Here is an 18247-nt window from a genome sequence, read left to right on the forward strand (position 1 = left end):
GTGGCTCAGGGCGCTTTGATATTGGCCGCCTTGACCACTTTGGCCCAGCTGACCAGATCGGACTTCACCAGTGCTGCGAATTCGGCCGGCGTATTGCTGGTCGGCTCGGAGCCAAGTTCGATCAGCTTTTTCTGCACTTCCGGCGAGCGGACCGCTTCAGCCACTTCACGATGCAAACGTTCGACGATATCAGCCGGCGTGCGCGCCGGTGCGAACAGCCCGAACCATGTCACCACCTGAAAGTCCGGATAGCCGGATTCGCTGATGGTCGGCAGATTCGGATCGCTGGCGACCCGTTTAGGACTGGTCACTGCCAGCGCACGCAATGATCCGTTCCTGGCGAAACCGATCGCCGAGGGCATATTGTCAAACATCACCTGCACGCCGTTGCCGCCGATCAGATCGGTCAGTGCCGGTCCGCTGCCTTTGTACGGCACATGGACCATTTTCAGGCCGGCGGCCAGATTGAACAACTCGGCCGTCATGTGCGGCGTGTTGCCGGTGCCCGAGGAGCCGAAGAATACTTGCCCCGGTCGCGCCTTGGCCCATGCGACAAATTCCTGCACGTTTTTGGCGGGCACTTTGGGATTCACCACCATCAGGTTCGGCAGTGTCGCGATCAGCGAAATCGGCTGAAAGTCGCGCACCGTATCGAAGCTCATGTTGGTGTAAATGGACGGATTGACGGTCATGTTGCCGGCTGTGCCCAGTTGCAGCGTGTAGCCGTCCGGCGCAGAGCGGGCGACCAGCTCGGCGCCGATATTGCCACCGGCGCCGGCGCGGTTTTCCACGATCACCGGTTGACCCATGGTGGTGGTGAGTCGGTTGGCCAGCACCCGGGCGATGATGTCGGTCGTGCCGCCAGGAGCGTAGCCAACCACGATCCGGATCTGCTTGCTCGGATAAGCCTGTGCAAGACAGGCAGCCGGCAGTCCGATTGCCAGGGCAACGGCAAGCGCAAGCTTGCGTTTGAATTTATTTGGTACCTGCTCTGTCATCGGTTTTACTGTTCGCATTCTGATGTCTCCTGTTTTTATTTGATGGGGCTGCTTAGTACTGACTCTGGCTTATGCTTGACCCGCCGCAGACATACATGGTCTGGCCAGTTGTGAAGCTGGCCTCAGTAGACAGGAAATACGCAACCGCTGCAGCGATTTCTTCCGGTTTTCCTATGCGCGCCATCGGTATCGAAGCCAGCATTGCCTTGCTGCGCGGCAGATCCGGCGGATTGTTATGCGCAAACATTTCGGTCGCCACCGGTCCCGGCGCCACGCAGTTCACGGTGATTCCGTTGGCCGCCAGTTCGAGCGCCCACGAACGGGTCAGTCCGACCAGCCCTGCCTTGGCCGCCGCATACATGCTGCCACCCACCCGGCCCAGCAAGGAGCGGCTGGAGATATTGACGACGCGCCCGAAGCCGGCTGCCTGCATGCCGGGCAGCACAGCCTGGGTCACATCGACGGTGGCGCTGATATTCAGATTGAACACCTCGTCGAACGCGTCGTCGGTGATCTCGCCCAGCGGCTGCATCCGATTGAAGCCGGCGTTGTTGACCAGTCGCCGTATCGGGTAGGCGGCAACCACTTGCGCCAGCGCCTGTTTCCTGGCGACCCGATCAGCGAGGTCGGCCAGCAGCAGCGGCGCCGGAAAAGTCGGGTCCGCGCTGCGGGCAATGCCGACCACCCGGTGCCCTTGCGCCAACAGTTTTTCGGTGATGGCGCGCCCGATGCCCTTGGTGGCGCCGGTGACCAGCGTAAAGCAGTCGTTGTCGTTCATCGGGGCACAGTGCCGGCAACCGTGGTGCGATGCATCTCGCGCCGCTTGCCCTGATAGTCGTTGCAGGCGTAGTGCATGACGCTGCGGTTGTCCCAAAATGCCAGCGAGCCTTTGCGCCAGCGGAAGCGACAGGTAAATTCCGGGCGCGACGAGTGTGCGTAGAGTTGATTCAGGATGGGCAGGCTCTCTTCCCGGCTCATGCCTTCGATGGCCCAGGTAAAGGGGAAATTCACGTACAGGCATTTCCTGCCGGTTTCGTCATGGGTGCGCACCATCGGGTGCAGCGCCAGCCGTTCGCTTGGCTGGACATCCAGCTTGATCTTGCTGGAGCGTCCGGCGTTACGCTCGGTCACGCGCGAGGTCAGGTAGCGATCGGAGTGGTAAGCATTGCGGCCGTCGATCATTTCCCTGAGCGGCCCGGGCAGTGTGTCCCAGACCAGGTACATATTGGAAAACAGCGTATCGCCGCCAACCTCCGGGACTTCACGCGCATACAGCAAGGAGCCCAGCGGCGGGACATCCATGTAAGACATGTCCGAGTGCCAGGTATCGCCGATGTTGTACTTGTCGTTTGCCTCTTTGACGACCGGCATGATATCCGGAAACCCCTCGACATGGGCATAGACCGGATTACTGACCAGATCGCCGAACAGCAGGGTGAAAGCGCGATGAGCTTCCGGCGTCAGCGTCTGGTCTCGAAAAAAAATCACCCCATGGTCCAGCAGCGCCTGCCGGATGTCCTTGACACTCGCTGCGGACAAAGGCTGTGAAATATCGACACCGAACAATTCGGCCCCGCAAGATCCGGTCAATGGTTTCACTTCAAGACTGCTGCTGACTTTCATATGGCGCTCCTGACAAATTTTGATTTGGTGTGCCGCAGCTTAGTTGAACGCTTCCCAAACCGTCCAATACAAAATAGATTCCGCGCCAATACCTTTAAAGTATGAGGCAAAGAAAACAGAGCAACACGGAGCTGACTCCCAGAAGGAGGTCGTTTGCAATGCAAGCCGACCCGAAAACGCCTACCCGGCGCTCTTGGCGCTGTTCTTGTTCGGCAGGGCAGACAGCACAGAGGAGACCACGATCAACAGCCCGCCCGCCATCATGGAGGGAGTGATGACCGCGCCTATCAACAGGACTGAGGACACGACTGCGAACACCACCTCGGTCAACAGGACTACGCTGGTGGTATTGACCGGCAGGCGAGCCGCCGCAAATTGCAGTGCGTAATTGGCGACCAGCATGGCAGAGCCAAGGGCCATGACCAGCCCCCACACCTGCGGACCGAAACTGGTCGACGCATCAATGCCCTTGGTGGCAATCAAAGCGGCGAACACGCCAGGAACCAAGGCGCTGCCGGCAAACATCGCCAGCGCCCTGCTGTCTCGCTCACAGTGGGCGGCGCGCCGCAACATGACATTGGTGAGCGCAAAGGCCATGCCGCCGAACAGTCCCAGCCAGTCGCCGGTATTGGATGGTAGCGGTATGCCGCCGCCTTCCGGACTGAGCACAATGGCCGCGCCGGTCAGCGCCAAGACAATCCTCACTACCACCAGCGTGGTAATTTTTTCCTTCAGCAGTACGCGCGCCATGATGGCGGCCCATATTGGCATCAGATAAAACAAGAGGATGACGCGCACCACGTCGCCAACTGCAACACCCCAGTTAAAGGCGCCATTCGTTAAGCCGGCAGCCAGGCCAAGGACCAACAACAAGGGCGAGCGGCACACGCCGGCGACAGCCCCTGGCTTGGCCACGGCGATCGCGACAGTCCCCAGCAAAAAGACCAAGGTGGTGCACCACAACGGGTGCCAGCCTTCTTCCTGAAGCGCCTTGAGTGGCCACCAGGACAACCCCCATATCAAGGCGTTGACGAGGAGAACGGCGATCGGCAATACACGGCTTTGCTCTTGAGGCGGTTGTGTATGCTGCATGTTCGGATCGGCAGAAATCAGAGCCGCCGATTCTATCCCACGGTCCGCTCAGAATTGGATGTCTGCAATCGACCCATAGCGGACACTGAAGGATTACACCACTGCCTGCCAAACCAGACAGCGGTTATTTGATGGCATGGCCCGATCCTCAAGCAGTTTTAGCCCGGCGCCCTGCGCGAGGGCATGCACCTTTTCGAAATCCCGTATACCTTGGTGTGGCGCTTTTTCCTTGAGCCAGCGGTCAAAGCTGGCGTTGCTGTCGCTGTTGAAGTGGCCGCCGTAGTTAAAGGGGCCGTAAATGGCCAGTTTGGCGTCGGGAGCCATGATGCCGGTCAGGCCGGCGAACAGGGACTCGACGGCGGCCCAGGGCATGATGTGCAGGGTGTTGGCCGAGAAAATCGCATCGTAGCGCAGGACCGGCCAAGTTTCCTGCACATCAAGTCGCAGGGGTGGCGGGGTGTTAGGCAGGGCGGCTTCGTCCAGCCATGCAGTGATGCCGGGCAGGTTTTCCGCACGATCCGAAGTTTGCCAGGTCAGGTGCGGCAAGTGTTCGGCAAGGAAAATGGCGTGCTGGCCGGTGCCGCTGCCGATTTCCAGCACATGGTGGCGATCGGCGAAGTGCTGGCGCAGCACGTCAAGAATCGGTTCCCGGTTCTTTTCGCAGGAAGGAGCGTTGGGCTTTTCCATGGTGGCCTCGAATCAATCGGCTTACATGATCGGTGAAGCTGGCTCAGCCTGCAAATCGAGCCCAGCATGAGGCACTCGCCCCTGGACACTCAGTATTACATCTAAAATGAGGGGCTGCTTACCGCTGCATCGCTGACCATTAAGCCGAAAAATCAGCAGGTCAACGGTAATGGTGCCATTGTGCGTACCCTCTGCGCGAGGGCACCAGGACGAAGGATATCTGGCATTCCCAGGCCCATAAACCGGCCGCGATCCACGGTAATGTTATGCGGGAATGTCCGCTATTGGCCAAAAGCTGCCTGCCAGGGGCGGCACGCCGGCCCCGCAACACCCCGATGACCGCCGGCATCGTTTGCCGCTTTGCTTTGCCCGACGACCCTGCTATACTCGCGCTCTTTCCACCCGAAATTTTCCGGTTTGTACATGACCACTATCCGTCTAAAAGAAAACGAGCCGTTCGAAGTTGCCATGCGTCGCTTCAAGCGCACGATCGAAAAAACCGGTCTGCTGACCGAGTTGCGTGCGCGTGAGTTTTACGAGAAGCCGACTGCAGAGCGTAAGCGCAAGCTCGCCGCTGCCGTGAAGCGCCACTACAAGCGCATCCGCAGCCAGCAACTGCCCAAGAAGCTGTACTGATTGTCTTGCCGCACGTGTTGCGGTGAAGCAAGCAGCGCAAACCCGCTCCGGAAACGGTCCGTAGCGGGTTTTGGCATTTATGGCGCGGGTAGTGATGGTGCAGTCAAGAGGGGGGCGGTGGTGAATTTCCAGCGCGCCTTCTATAGTGCATTCATCCGGTCGTGATCGCCGCCTGAGCCTTGGTGTTGTCGTAGCAATTCTGGCTGCCGCAGCCTGTCACGCACCACCCGCCGCAATCGCCGGCCATGCCCGGTATTTCGAAAGAGCAAACACCATGAGCCTGAAAGAGCGAATTACCGAAGACATGAAAGCGGCGATGCGCGCCAAGGACAGTGAGCGGCTGGGTACCATCCGTTTGCTGACTGCCGCCATCAAGCAGAAGGAAGTCGACGAGCGTATCGAGCTGACCGACGCCCAGGTGCTGGCCGTGATCGAAAAAATGAACAAGCAGCGCAAGGACTCGATCACCCAGTTCGAAGCCGGCGGGCGCCAGGACCTGGCCGACAAGGAACGTTCCGAGCTGACGGTGCTGTCGGCCTACATGCCGGCATCGCTGCCGCAAGCCGAAGTGCAGGCAGCGGTGGCAGCAGCCGTCGCTGCAACCGGTGCTGCCGGCCCGCAGGACATGGGCCGCGTGATGGCCGTGCTCAAGCAGGAACTCGCCGGACGGGCGGACATGACCGCGGTTTCCGCGATGGTCAAGGCAGCGCTGGTCAAGTCCTAGGCCGCGGCCCCGACGCGTCCACGCGACCCTGCGCCCCCATGATCCCGCCAAATTTCATCCAGGACCTGCTGAACCGGGTCGATATCGTCGACGTGGTCGGCCGGTATGTCCAGCTGAAAAAGGGTGGCGCAAATTTCATGGGCTTGTGCCCGTTCCATAATGAAAAGTCGCCCAGCTTCACCGTCAGTCCCACCAAGCAGTTTTATCACTGCTTCGGATGCGGCGCGCACGGCACCGCGATCGGTTTCCTGATTGAATACTCTGGCGCCGGTTTCATCGACGCCGTCAAGCAGCTGGCCGATGGGGTTGGCATGGTGGTGCCTGAGCGGGACGACAAGATCCCGCCGGCCGCCCGTGCCGAAGCGCAGGCAAAAAGCATGGCCCTGTCCGAGGCGCTCAACCGCGCCTGCGATTATTACCGCCATCAGTTGCGCGCTACGCCGCAGGCGATCGACTACCTGAAAGGGCGCGGCCTGAGCGGCGAAATCGCCGCCCGTTTCGGTATCGGCTTTGCGCCCGAGCGCTGGGATGGACTGCGCGAGGCTTGTCCTTCCTATGAGGATGAGGCGCTGGTCGAATCCGGTCTGGTGATCCTGCGTGAGCCCGAAGGTGGCGCGCCGGCCAAGCGCTACGACCGCTTCCGGAACCGGATCATGTTTCCGATCCGGAATGTGAAAGGCCAGGTGATCGGTTTCGGCGGCCGCGTGATGGATGGCGGCGAACCAAAATACTTGAATTCACCGGAGACGCCCCTATTTCAGAAGGGCGCCGAGTTGTATGGCCTGTTTGAAGCCAGGCAGGCGATTCGGGAGGCCGGCTATGTGCTGGTGACCGAAGGCTACATGGACGTGGTGGCGCTGGCCCAACTGGGATTTCCGCAGGCGGTGGCGACGCTTGGAACCGCCTGCACCGCCACCCATGTGCAAAAGCTGGTGCGGCAGACCGATCATGTGATTTTCAGTTTCGATGGCGATGGCGCCGGACGGCGAGCGGCGCGACGGGCTCTGGAAGCCAGCCTGCCGCATGCGGCCGACAACAGGACGATTGGCTTCCTGTTCTTGCCGCCCGAACACGATCCGGACAGTTATGTCAGGGAATTCGGCGCCGATGTATTCGCCGGACAAGTAAAAAATGCGATGCCACTGTCGCAATTCCTGCTCAATGAGGTGGGTACGGATTGCGACCTGAACACGGCAGAGGGACGGGCCCGCATGCAGCATGAAGCCAAGCCGCTGCTGCAGGCAATGCCGGCATCGGCGTTGCGCATGCAGATCATCCGCAGCCTGGCAAAAATGACGCAATCGTCGCCGGACGAGATCGAATCGTTCTGCGGGCTGTCGAAGCGGGCAGTGCGCATGACGGCGCGCCCGACAGGCAGGGCGGCGCGTACGCCGCCGGTAGAGCTGGAACGGCAGGTGATGCGCTTGCTGGTCGCGCAGCCGGCGCTGGCGACGGAACTCGATGACGACGCCTTGCAGGTGGTCGGACACTTTGCGCCGGACAGTGGCGCCATGTTGTTCGAGCTGGCTGGACATTGCCGGGCGATCGGCGCGGATGCCGGATTTGCCGCGTTGAGCGAACAATTGCGCATGGCAGGTAGCGATTTTGACAACCTGATCGCAGAAGTCGCCGGCGACAGCGAAGCAGAGACCGACCCCGAGGTCGCGCGCATGGAATTGCGCGGCGCGCTGCGGCAAAGCCGCTTGCGTCTGCTCAAGAGCGAACTGGAGCAACTGGTGGCAGGCGGCTTGCCGGGCGACGCGGACCGTGAGCGCTATCGCGAACTGACGCGGCAGCAGGAAGCGCTGAAAAGGCAGTCGGAGTCAGAGGCGGCGGCCCGGTAAGACCGGGTTTTCGACTGGCAACGGCACCGATTGTGCTATACTTAAAGGCTTTTCTATCAAAGCCTTACGTTGTATTTGCGGGGCGGTGGCAAAGCTGCAGCGAGTGCTACGGATAGCTCGATGGCCAGGTAATAACGCCGGTGAAGGCTTGCAACATTGGTTGCAACAAGTGCCGCAAAGATGCGGCCCGGTGCAAAGAATTTGATCGGCAACACTTTCATTCGGCTTTAATCTCATGGCGAGCGCAATGAAGAATACCGCGAAAACCAAGCCCTCCGTGGCAAAAAACAATCAAGCTGCGCGCACCAAGCCCGCGCCTGCCGGCAGTCGTTCCGATGCCGCCCAGGAAAAGGCGCCGCCGGCTGGCCGCAGCAAGCCGGGAACCAGGGCGGCCGCAGCGAAATCAATAGATAAAGACACGTCAACGGTTGCTGCGCGGCCGGAGACCACGGCGTCGGGACGCATCGCCAAATCGGCTGCCAAGCCGGCGCCAGTACCGACGGAAAAATCCTTACCCAGGAGTACGGCCAAGCCGGCCTCTGCTCAATCGAAGACCTCTGTGACGACCAAGAAAACCGACCCTAAAGCTGCTGTCAAACCTGTCAATACGGCTCCGCTGGTCAAAACCGACGCACCGGCCTCGCTGGTCTCGGAAGTTTCGCAGACAACCGATGCTGCGACGCTGGCGGCAATCGACACCTCCGGTTATGTGCTGCCTTCCATCAAGGTGCCAGGACGCCGTGGCCGCAAGCCCAAGGATTTCCAGCCCGAAAATGAAGAAGTGGCAGCGCTCAACGCCGTTGAACGGGCCGAACTGAAAGCCGCCGACAAGGCGCGCGCCAAGGATCGCAAGGCCAAGGAAAAGGCCCTGCTCAAGGACGCTTTTTCGTCCGACACCGAAGCCACCGAAGAAGAGCTGGAGCGTCGTCGCCAGAAGCTCAAGACCCTGATCAAGCTGGGCAAGGAGCGCGGTTTCCTGACGTACGCGGAAATCAACGACCATCTGCCTGAAAACATCGTCGATCCTGAAGCCATCGAAGGCATCATCGGCACCTTCAACGACATGGGCATCGCGGTGTACGAACACGCGCCGGATGCAGAGACCCTGTTGCTGTCGGATGCGGTTGCCTCGGGCGCCAGCGATGACGATGCCGAAGCCGCCGCTGAAGCCGCGCTGTCGACCGTCGACTCCGATTTCGGCCGCACCACCGACCCGGTGCGCATGTACATGCGCGAGATGGGCTCGGTCGAGCTGTTGACGCGCGAAGGCGAGATCGAGATCGCCAAGCGCATCGAAGACGGCCTGAAGGACATGATCCAGGCAATCTCCGCTTGCCCGACCACGATCGCCGAACTGCTGGCCACGGCCGACAAGATCGCTCGCGAAGAGTCGCGCATCGACGAAGTGGTCGACGGCCTGGTCGATCCTAACGCCGACTCGCCGGTTGCCATTGCGGCAGCGGCAGCAGTGGCCGCGGAAGAGGATGCCGAAGCCGATGCCGAGGATGAAGAAGACGAAGAAGTCGAAGAAGACAATTCCGCTGGTGGCGCAGCCGGTTATTCGCCCGAGCAGATCGAACAGTTGAAGCGTGACGCGCTCGGCAAGTTCGGCGTGATCGCCCAGCAGTTCGACAAGATGCGCAAGGCGTTCGAGAAGGAAGGTTACAACTCCAAGCCTTACGTCAAGGCGCAGGAGTCGATTTCCAACGAACTGCTCGGGATTCGCTTTACCGCCAAGATGGTCGAGAAGCTGTGCGACACGCTGCGTGGCCAGGTCGATGAAGTGCGTCATATCGAGAAGCAGATCCTCGATGTGGCCGTCAATCGCTGCGGCATGCCGCGCAGCCATTTCATCAAGGTGTTCCCCGGTAACGAGACCAACCTCGACTGGATCGACGGCGAAGTGTCCGCTGCCCATTCGTACAGCGGCATCCTCGGTCGCAATGTGCCGACCATCAAGGAACTGCAACAAAAACTGATCGACCTGCAAGCCCGCGTCGTGTTGCCGCTGCCTGACTTGCGCAGCATCAACAAGAAGATGGCTGCAGGCGAAATGAAGGCGCGCAAGGCCAAGCGGGAAATGACCGAAGCCAACTTGCGGCTGGTGATTTCGATCGCCAAGAAATACACCAACCGCGGCCTGCAATTCCTCGACCTGATCCAGGAAGGCAATATCGGTCTGATGAAGGCGGTGGACAAGTTTGAATATCGTCGCGGCTACAAGTTTTCGACCTATGCCACCTGGTGGATCCGGCAAGCGATTACCCGCTCGATCGCCGACCAGGCGCGCACCATCCGTATTCCGGTTCACATGATCGAGACGATCAACAAGATGAACCGGATTTCGCGGCAGATCCTGCAGGATACCGGCGCCGAGCCGGATCCGGCTACGCTGGCGCTGAAGATGGAAATGCCGGAAGACAAGATCCGCAAGATCATGAAGATCGCGAAAGAGCCGATTTCGATGGAGACGCCGATCGGCGACGACGACGACTCGCACCTGGGCGATTTCATCGAAGACATGAACACGCTGGCGCCGGCCGATGCCGCGCTGCACGCATCGATGCGCGGCGTGGTGAAGGATGTGCTGGATTCGCTGACCCCGCGCGAAGCGAAGGTCCTGCGCATGCGTTTTGGTATCGAGATGTCCACCGACCACACGCTGGAAGAGGTCGGCAAGCAGTTTGACGTAACACGCGAACGGATTCGCCAGATAGAGGCAAAGGCGCTGCGCAAGCTGCGTCATCCGTCCCGCTCCGACAAGCTAAAGAGCTTCCTCGAAGGCAGTTGATTATTGCAACCGTCATCGGGCAGGTTATATACTCCCCAACCGTTGCCTCCGTCACACCGGGGGCAACTTCAGCAAGCGTAAAGCGTGCAGAAAGAATTGGGCCTCTAGCTCATGCTTGGTTAGAGCAGCGGACTCATAATCCGTTGGTGCCGTGTTCGACTCACGGGAGGCCCACCAAATATCATGCCTGATACTCAGTCCGTCGCTGTGCCAGAAACAGCAGAAATCCGATTCGAAGACTTCGGCCTGTCCGCCGAAATCCTGCGCGCCCTGTCCGACCAGGGCTATATCCATCCGACGCCGATCCAGGCCCAGGCGATCCCGATCGTGCTGCAAGGCCGCGACGTCATGGGCGCAGCCCAGACCGGCACCGGCAAGACGGCCGGCTTTGCGCTGCCGATCATCCAGACGCTGTTGCCGCAGGCCAGCAGCAGCGCCTCGCCAGCCCGGCATCCGGTGCGTGCGCTGATCCTGACGCCGACCCGCGAACTGGCCGATCAAGTCGCCGAGAACGTAAAAGCCTATTCGCGCCACACGCCCTTGCGTTCGGCCGTCGTGTACGGCGGCATCGACATGGCGCCACAGACGGCTGCCTTGCGCGCCGGTGTCGAGATCCTGGTCGCCACCCCGGGGCGCCTGCTTGACCACGTCCAGCAAAAGACGCTGAACCTGGGGCAAACGCAGATCCTGGTGCTGGATGAAGCCGACCGCATGCTCGACATGGGCTTTTTGCCGGACCTGCAGCGCATCATCAACTTGCTGCCCAAAGAGCGCCAGAGCCTGATGTTCTCGGCCACGTTCTCGCCCGAAATCAAGCGGCTGGCATCGACCTTCCTGAACAACCCGCTGATGATCGAAGTCGCGCGCAGCAATGCCACCGCCGACCGCGTGACCCAGACCGTGTACAAGGTCGCCGACGAAGACAAGCGCGACAGCGTGGTCCACATCATCAAGGGCCGCGCACTCAAGCAGATCCTGGTATTTTCCAATACCAAGATCGGCGCATCGCGGCTGGCCCGGGTGCTGGAACAAGAAGGCATCAAGGCAACCGCAATCCACGGCGACAAGTCGCAGGGCGAGCGCATGGCGGCGCTGGAGGCATTCAAGAATGGCTCCGTCGACGTACTGGTCGCCACCGATGTGGCAGCGCGCGGCCTGGATATTGCCGAACTGCCGTGCGTGATCAATTACGACTTGCCGTACAACGCCGAAGACTACGTGCACCGGATCGGCCGCACTGGCCGTGCCGGCGCATCCGGTGACGCGATTTCACTGTGCACCGACAAGGACATCCGCCTGTTGGCCGACATCGAAAAGATGATCAAGCACAAGTTCGAGGTGGAGCCCTTGCAGGGATTCGTCGGTGGCCGTCAGGCCGGCCATTCGCGCCGGTCGGAAGAGGGTGGCGCATACCAGCGCGGCGCGGGGGCCGGTGGTGAAAGCGGCGGCGGAAGTTCGCGCAGCGGCAGCCGCGGTAGCAGGAGCGGTGGTGACAGCAACAGGAGCAGCGGCGACAGCAGCAGGAGCACCGGCGACAGCAGCAGGAGCAGCGGCGACAGCACCTATGCGCCTGCAGCACGACCTGTACCGCGCGGTCCGCGTGCCGAGAAAGTCGACCCCTGGTTCCTGAAGCCCTACGAGCCGACCGCGACCCCGGAAACCAAAGTCGAGCCAGCTACTGAATCCGCTTCCGGCGCATCCGGCAAGCAGCCAAAAAAAGCAGCACTGCTCGGCGGCCTGACCCGGCGCTGACCCCTTCTCTAACCCGCCTGCAACCCAGTGGCGTGAATCCGGGGCCATGCTGTTGGCCCCCGGTCACTGAACTGGTCGTGTCCCCGCATCCGCTACTGGCCCTGCTCCCGCTGCCGCAGCCGTCGTTCCCATTCCTGGGCAGCTAGCCGCCAGAACTGCGCCGCGCTCGCCGCCTCATCCGTCGCCATTCCCAGGAAAGCCGCAGCGCGCTGCAGTGGCTGCAGCGTGTCGCCCAGGTCAATTGCCACGGCACCGGTCTGCTTGGACAGCTTCTCGCCACGCGCATTCGTGACCGCGGGTACATGCAGATAGCTCGGCGTGGTCAAGCCCAGCAACTGCTGCAGGAAAATTTGTCGCGGCGTGGAGTCCAGCAGGTCGGCGCCACGTACCACGTGCGTCACGCCCTGCGCGGCATCATCGACCACCACCGCAAGCTGGTAAGACCAATAGCCGTCAGCGCGGCGCAATACGAAGTCACCCACTGCCGTGGACAAGTCCTGCGACACCTCACCGACCCAGCGGTCATGAAAGCGGATGCATGCGGCAGGATCGCCCGTTGGCGGCACCCGCAGCCGCAATGCGCGCGGCGCGCGTCCCGCCGGCAAGCCGTGGCGGCAAGTGCCCGGATAGATGGGCGCGCCATCGCTGGCCAGGCCCGTGTGCGAATCGGCGATTTCCCGGCGGCTGCAGGCACAGGCAAATACATGGTCGCCGAGCCGCTCGCAGGCTTGCTGGTAGAGCGCCTTGCGCTGGCTTTGCCAGACCACTTCGCCGTCCCATTGCATGCCCAGCAATTGCAGCGTTTGCATGATGTCCTGCGCGGAACCTGGCACGGTGCGTGCCTCGTCGACATCTTCAATGCGCAATAACCAGCGCCCGCCATGCACCCGCGCGTCGAGGAAGGAAGCCAGCGCGGCCACCAGTGAGCCGGCATGCAGCACGCCGGTGGGCGAGGGGGCGAAGCGGCCGATATAAGTCATCCGCGGGCGTCTATCAATCTTGCGTACTGGTGGCCGGCGGCGGTGCAGTCCTGCCGGGGGGAGTCGGATGCCAGCCGAGCGATGGCTGCAAGCAGTGCAATGTCTGCAAGCAGTGCAATGTCTGCGACGGCTGCGGCCGTCGCAGCAACCCGTTCAGGCTTCGGCCATCGCGCAATGCGGGCAGGATTTTCCGGGCACATAGGAAGGGGATAGTTGCTCGCGCGGCGTCACCACCGCGCGGCACGCGTAGCATTGCGCCGCCTCGGTCGCTTCCAGCTGCGGATTGAGCGCAGTGCGCTTGTCGAAGACGAAGCAGTCGCCCGTGTAGTGCGCGCCGCCGACCTCTTCGAAATACTTGAGGATGCCGCCATCGAGCTGGTACACGCTGTCGAAGCCGACATTGTGCATGTGGATCGCCGCTTTTTCGCAGCGAATGCCGCCGGTGCAGAAGGTCACGACGGTTTTGTCGGCCAGCTCGCTGCGGTGCGCTTCGATCACGGCCGGGAACTCGCTGAACTTTTCGATGCGGTAGTCGATCGTGTTGACGAAAGTGCCGACATCGACTTCAAAGGCGTTGCGCGTGTCGACCATCACGACCGGCTTGCCGGCGTCATCATGCCCCTGGTCCAGCCAGCGCTTGAGTGTGGCGGCTTCCACCACCGGCGCACGGCCCAGTTCGGGCTTGATCAGCGGATGGTTCATCGTGATGATCTCGCGCTTCAGGCGCACCAGCATGCGGTTGAACGGCTGTTCGTCGGAGTAGCTTTCCTTGACGACCAGGTCCGCAAAGCGCGGGTCGGCGCGCAGCCATGCCAGGAAACTGTCGATCGATTCCCGCGTCCCGGCCAGGAACAGGTTGATCCCCTCCGGCGACAGCAGGATGGTTCCCTTCAAGGCCAGCTCGGCGCACTTGGCCTGGAATGGCGCGCGGCGCTCGGCCGTGTCGTCGAAGGAGACGAATTTGTAAGCGGCGATGTTGACGATGGGATGCGTGGCGGACATGCTGGCGATTCCAATTCTCTGTAAGTCGTTGATTCGTCAATATTATACGTCCGCTTGGCCGGGATTCGAAGCGGCGCGGGACAAACTGCCGCCGATCTGGCCGCAATGCCGGCAAGTGGCAATGACAGATCGACCACCTGCTTTGGCTGCGCGCTCGCATCCTTGCCATGATGCCCCTCGCCGTGGCTTGTCAAGTCGCATTTTTCGAGTTTGCATTGACGCCGCGCAGGTAGAATGTCCGCATGAATGCGCCAGACACTGCCCTCCCGACGTCCCTCCCGATGTCCCCCCGTTTCGTCCACCTGCGGATGCACACCGAGTACTCGATCGTCGATGGCCTGGTGCGCATCGACGACGTCGTCAAGGCGGCGGCGAAAGATGGCCAGGCGGCGCTGGCCATCACCGACCTGTGCAACCTGTTCGGCATGGTCAAGTTTTACAAGGCCGCGCGCGGCAAGGGCGTCAAGCCGGTGGTCGGCTGCGATGTGTGGATCACCAACGACCAGGACCGCGACAAGCCATCCCGGCTGCTGCTGCTGGCCAAGAACAACCAGGGTTACCTGCACCTGTGCGCGCTGCTGAGCCGGGCATGGCTGACCAATATCCATCGCGGCCGCGCCGAAGTCCGTGGCGAGTGGCTGGAGGAAGTCAGCGGCGATGACGGCCTGATCGTGCTGTCCGGCGGCCAGGCGGGCGACATCGGCATGGCGCTGGACAATGGCAATCCGGAACTGGCCGAACGCTGCGCGCTGCGCTGGGCGCGCGCCTTCCCCGGCAATTTTTATATTGAAGTGCAGCGTTACGGCCAGCCCAACGCCGAACAGATCCTGCGCCAGGCGGTGGCGCTGGCGGCACGCCTGGGCTTGCCGGTGGTGGCGACCCATCCGGTCCAGTTCCTGGCGCGCCACGAGTTCGTCGCCCACGAGGCGCGCACCTGCATTGCCGAGGGCGAGATCCTCGCCAATCCGCGGCGCGTGCGGCGCTTCAATGAAGAACAATGCTTCAAGTCGCAAGACGAGATGGTCGCGCTGTTCCACGACCTGCCCGGCGCGCTGGAAAACGCGGTCGAGATTGCGCGCCGCTGCAACCTGGTGCTGGAACTCGGCAAGCCGCGCCTGCCCCTGTTCCCGACGCCGGACGGCATCTCGCTCGATGCATTCCTCGCCAGCGAAGCCAAAGTCGGACTGGAAGCGCGGCTGCTGCACCTGTACCCGGACCAGGCCGAACGTGAACGGCAACGCCCGCGCTACGAAGAGCGGCTGCAGTTCGAGACCGACACCATCATCAAGATGGGTTTTCCCGGTTATTTCCTGATCGTGGCCGACTTCATCCGCTGGGCCAAGAACCATGACGTGCCGGTCGGCCCGGGCCGCGGCTCGGGCGCCGGTTCGCTGGTTGCGTATTCTCTCTCCATCACCGACCTCGATCCGCTGCAGTACAACCTGCTGTTCGAACGCTTCCTGAATCCGGAGCGGGTATCGATGCCCGACTTCGACATCGACTTTTGCCAGGAAGGCCGCGATCGCGTAATCCAGTACGTCAAGGAACGCTACGGCAAGGAAGCGGTGTCGCAGATCGCCACCTTCGGCACCATGGCGGCCAAGGGCGCGGTGCGCGACGTCGGTCGGGTGCTCGATTTCAATTACTCTTTTTGCGATGGCATTTCCAAGCTGATCCCGTTCAAGCCGGGCAAGCTGGTCACGATCGCCGACGCCATCCTGGAAGAACCGCTGCTGGCCGAGCGCCAGCAGCAGGAAGAAGAAGTGCGCCAGCTGCTCGACCTGGCGCAGCAAGTCGAAGGTATCGCCCGCAATATCGGCATGCACGCCGGCGGCGTGCTGATCGCGCCGGGCAAGCTGACCGACTTTTGCCCGCTGTACACCCAGGGCGGCGACACCGGCGTGGTGTCGCAGTACGACAAGGACGACGTCGAAGCAGTCGGCCTGGTCAAGTTCGACTTTCTTGGACTGACCACGCTGACCCTCCTCGACCGTGCGGTACGCTACATCAAGCAGCTCGACCCGGCGCTGGCCGACTTCAGCCTCGACAAGCTGCCGCTGGACGACCGCGCATCCTACGACCTGCTGACCAAGGCCAAAACCGTGGCCGTGTTCCAGTTGGAAAGCCGCGGCATGCAGGGCATGCTGAAAGAAGCGCGGCCCGACCGCTTCGAAGACATCATTGCGCTGGTGGCGCTGTACCGGCCAGGTCCGATGGACCTGATCCCGGACTTTTGCCGCCGCAAGCATGGCGAGCGTTTCGACTATCCCGATCCGCGCACCGAAGTCATCCTGTCCGAGACCTACGGCATCATGGTCTACCAGGAGCAGGTGATGCAGATGGCGCAGGTGATCGGCGGCTATTCGCTGGGCGGCGCCGACCTGCTGCGGCGGGCCATGGGCAAGAAGAAGGCCGAGGAAATGGCGGAACACCGCCAGTTGTTCCGCGAAGGCGCGGCCAGGAATGGCCTGACTGAAAGCAAGGCCGACGAAATTTTCGACCTGATGGAAAAGTTCGCCGGTTACGGCTTTAACAAGTCGCATGCCGCCGCCTACGCGTTGCTGTCGTATTACACCGCCTGGCTCAAGGCGCATCATCCGGCCGCCTTCATGGCCGCCAACTTGTCGCTGGCGATGGACGACACCGACAAGATCAAGATCCTGGTTGAAGACGCCGTCGACATCTGTGGCCTGAAGCTGCTGCCGCCGGACGTCAACGAGTCGGACTACCGTTTCACGCCGGCGCGCGAGGAAGGCAAACCTGCACGGTTGGTCCGCTACGGCCTGGGCGCGGTCAAGGGCGCAGGGCAGGGCGCGATCGAGGCGATCGTGGCTGCGCGTGCAGCTGGCGGACCCTTTAAGGATCTGTTCGATTTCTGCCTGCGGGTCGACAAGCGGCAAGTCAACCGCCGCTCGGTCGAGGCGCTGGTGCGCGCCGGCGGCTTCGACTGCTTCAAGGTCGATCGCGGCATCCTGCTGGCCTCGGTCGGCTTTGCCATCGAATGCGCCGAGCAGGCGGAAGCGGCAGCCAACCAGGTCAGCCTGTTCGGCAGCGACGACGGCGGCCTCGACGGCAAGCACGACTATGTGAAGGTGGCGCCCTGGTCGGAAAAGCAGCGCCTGACCGAAGAAAAAAGCGCACTCGGTTTTTATCTGTCCGGACATCTGTTCAACGCCTATGCCGAAGAAGTGCGCCGCTTTGCGCGCACGCGCCTGGCCGACCTGCAGCCCGCGCGCGAGCCGCGCATGATTGCCGGCATCATCTCCAGCACCCGCACGCAGATGACGCAGCGCGGCCGCATGCTGGTGGTGTCGCTCGACGACGGCAGCGCGGTCGTGGAAGTGACGGTGTACAGCGAAGTGCATGACGCCAATCGCGCGCTGTTCAAGGAAGACGAATTCCTGTGCGTGCAGGGCAAGGTATCGGAAGACCGTTTTTCCGGCGGCCTGCGCATCACCGCCGAGAAGGTGATGGACATTGCTGCGGCGCGCGCGCAGTTCGGCAAGAAATTCGCGTTTGCCATCAGCGAGCGTCCCGACCTGGAAAAGATCCGGACCATCCTGACCCAGTTCCGCTCCGACAGCGGATTACCGCTGTGCATGCAATACACCCAGCACGGCATCGATTGCGAAATCCGCTGGCCGGATGAATGGCGGGTCGCGCCCTCCGACGGCTTGCGGCAGTCCCTGATGGAGCGCCTGGGAGCCAAGGGTGCGGCAGTGGAGTACTGAAGTGGACTGGCAAGCAGTGAACAGGAACCAGGCCGCCACCGGACTGCCGGCGACCCCCGCCCAGCATGTGGCAGCCGTATTGCCGCTCGTTTTGTTCCTGCCGCAAGCCTTCACTTATTTCGGCCTGCTTGCCTTCATCATTGCGCTGCTGGCCTCCGGTAATTTTGCCGGCAAGCTGGCGCTGGTGCGCCAGAATCCGATGTTCTTTCCGGTCATGGTGCTACTGGCGATATCGATCGTGGCCGGCCTGCTGCTAGAGCGTCCGGCCGGTGAATTCTGGTCCGGGTTCGGTCATTACCAGACTTACCTGTTCCTGCTGTTGCTGGTGGCGGCGGGAGCGGGGAGATGGCAAGCAAATGCAGTCAGGTTTTTCTATGCCGGCGCGAC

General features: G+C 61.8%; 15 protein-coding genes and 1 tRNA gene. 8 read left to right on the forward strand and 8 right to left on the reverse strand.

The features are described from left to right. Positions 1–5: 5 nt before the first annotated feature. The 5 genes from Q7T64_RS02525 to Q7T64_RS02545 form a co-directional block, all read right to left on the reverse strand. On the reverse strand, positions 6–1016 hold the full coding sequence (locus tag Q7T64_RS02525) for a tripartite tricarboxylate transporter substrate binding protein (RefSeq protein WP_304790652.1): 1011 nt from the start codon (positions 1014–1016) through the stop codon (positions 6–8). 34 nt (positions 1017–1050) lie between these two features. Then, positions 1051–1776 carry an SDR family oxidoreductase gene (locus Q7T64_RS02530; protein ID WP_304790655.1) on the reverse strand — a complete coding sequence of 242 codons (726 nt, stop codon included), beginning with the start codon at positions 1774–1776 and terminating at the stop codon, positions 1051–1053. After that, positions 1773–2621 carry a TauD/TfdA family dioxygenase gene (locus tag Q7T64_RS02535; protein ID WP_304790658.1) on the reverse strand — a complete coding sequence of 283 codons (849 nt, stop codon included), beginning with the start codon at positions 2619–2621 and terminating at the stop codon, positions 1773–1775. Before Q7T64_RS02535 ends, Q7T64_RS02530 begins: the two co-directional genes overlap by 4 nt. A 180-nt stretch (positions 2622–2801) precedes the next feature. Beyond that, the gene (locus Q7T64_RS02540; protein ID WP_304790662.1) at positions 2802–3713 is read right to left on the reverse strand and encodes a DMT family transporter; all 912 of its coding nucleotides are present in this window, start codon (positions 3711–3713) and stop codon (positions 2802–2804) included. A gap of 93 nt (positions 3714–3806) precedes the next feature. After that, positions 3807–4400 carry a DUF938 domain-containing protein gene (locus Q7T64_RS02545; protein WP_304790664.1) on the reverse strand — a complete coding sequence of 198 codons (594 nt, stop codon included), beginning with the start codon at positions 4398–4400 and terminating at the stop codon, positions 3807–3809. A 423-nt stretch (positions 4401–4823) separates the two neighbouring features. On the opposite strand from Q7T64_RS02545, the gene rpsU reads away from it, so the two are divergent. From rpsU to dnaG, 3 genes are all read left to right on the forward strand, one after another. Further along, positions 4824–5036 carry a 30S ribosomal protein S21 gene (gene rpsU / locus Q7T64_RS02550; RefSeq protein ID WP_005665410.1) on the forward strand — a complete coding sequence of 71 codons (213 nt, stop codon included), beginning with the start codon at positions 4824–4826 and terminating at the stop codon, positions 5034–5036. 274 nt (positions 5037–5310) lie between these two features. Then, positions 5311–5760, forward strand: coding sequence for a GatB/YqeY domain-containing protein (locus Q7T64_RS02555; RefSeq protein WP_304790666.1), 450 nt, complete (start codon positions 5311–5313; stop codon positions 5758–5760). A gap of 38 nt (positions 5761–5798) precedes the next feature. After that, positions 5799–7604: a DNA primase gene (gene dnaG / locus Q7T64_RS02560; protein WP_304790669.1), complete on the forward strand. Its 1806-nt coding sequence runs from the start codon at positions 5799–5801 to the stop codon at positions 7602–7604. Between the two features lie 56 nt (positions 7605–7660). Here dnaG and Q7T64_RS02565 read toward each other — a convergent pair whose 3' ends face one another. Further along, a complete protein-coding gene (locus tag Q7T64_RS02565) occupies positions 7661–7825 on the reverse strand; it encodes a hypothetical protein (RefSeq protein WP_304790672.1) in 165 nt (54 codons plus the stop codon). 338 nt (positions 7826–8163) lie between these two features. Between Q7T64_RS02565 and rpoD the strand changes: the two genes are divergently transcribed. The 3 genes from rpoD (at position 8164) to Q7T64_RS02580 (ending at position 12147) form a co-directional block, all read left to right on the forward strand. Continuing rightward, entirely contained in the window at positions 8164–10395 is a 2232-nt protein-coding gene (rpoD, locus tag Q7T64_RS02570; protein ID WP_370653244.1) for an RNA polymerase sigma factor RpoD, read from the forward strand. A 98-nt stretch (positions 10396–10493) separates the two neighbouring features. Further along, positions 10494–10572: transfer RNA gene (locus Q7T64_RS02575), tRNA-Ile, on the forward strand. A gap of 6 nt (positions 10573–10578) precedes the next feature. Then, entirely contained in the window at positions 10579–12147 is a 1569-nt protein-coding gene (locus Q7T64_RS02580; RefSeq protein WP_304790679.1) for a DEAD/DEAH box helicase, read from the forward strand. 92 nt (positions 12148–12239) lie between these two features. On the opposite strand, the gene gluQRS is transcribed toward Q7T64_RS02580, so the two are convergent. Together gluQRS and Q7T64_RS02590 are read right to left on the reverse strand one after the other, a co-directional pair. Then, positions 12240–13127: a tRNA glutamyl-Q(34) synthetase GluQRS gene (gene gluQRS, locus Q7T64_RS02585; RefSeq protein WP_304790683.1), complete on the reverse strand. Its 888-nt coding sequence runs from the start codon at positions 13125–13127 to the stop codon at positions 12240–12242. A 153-nt stretch (positions 13128–13280) separates the two neighbouring features. After that, on the reverse strand, positions 13281–14129 hold the full coding sequence (locus Q7T64_RS02590) for a sulfurtransferase (protein ID WP_304790686.1): 849 nt from the start codon (positions 14127–14129) through the stop codon (positions 13281–13283). 281 nt (positions 14130–14410) lie between these two features. Here Q7T64_RS02590 and dnaE point away from each other — a divergent pair, with 281 nt between their 5' ends. Together dnaE and Q7T64_RS02600 are read left to right on the forward strand one after the other, a co-directional pair. Then, positions 14411–17860, forward strand: a complete 3450-nt coding sequence (dnaE, locus tag Q7T64_RS02595) for a DNA polymerase III subunit alpha (protein ID WP_304790689.1) — start codon at positions 14411–14413, stop codon at positions 17858–17860. Position 17861: 1 nt separating this feature from the next. Continuing rightward, the coding region (locus tag Q7T64_RS02600) for a hypothetical protein (RefSeq protein WP_304790692.1) at positions 17862–18247 on the forward strand (386 nt) is incomplete at its 3' end.

It is taken from the genome of Lacisediminimonas sp., assembly GCF_030645335.1.
GTDB lineage: Bacteria > Pseudomonadota > Gammaproteobacteria > Burkholderiales > Burkholderiaceae_D > Lacisediminimonas.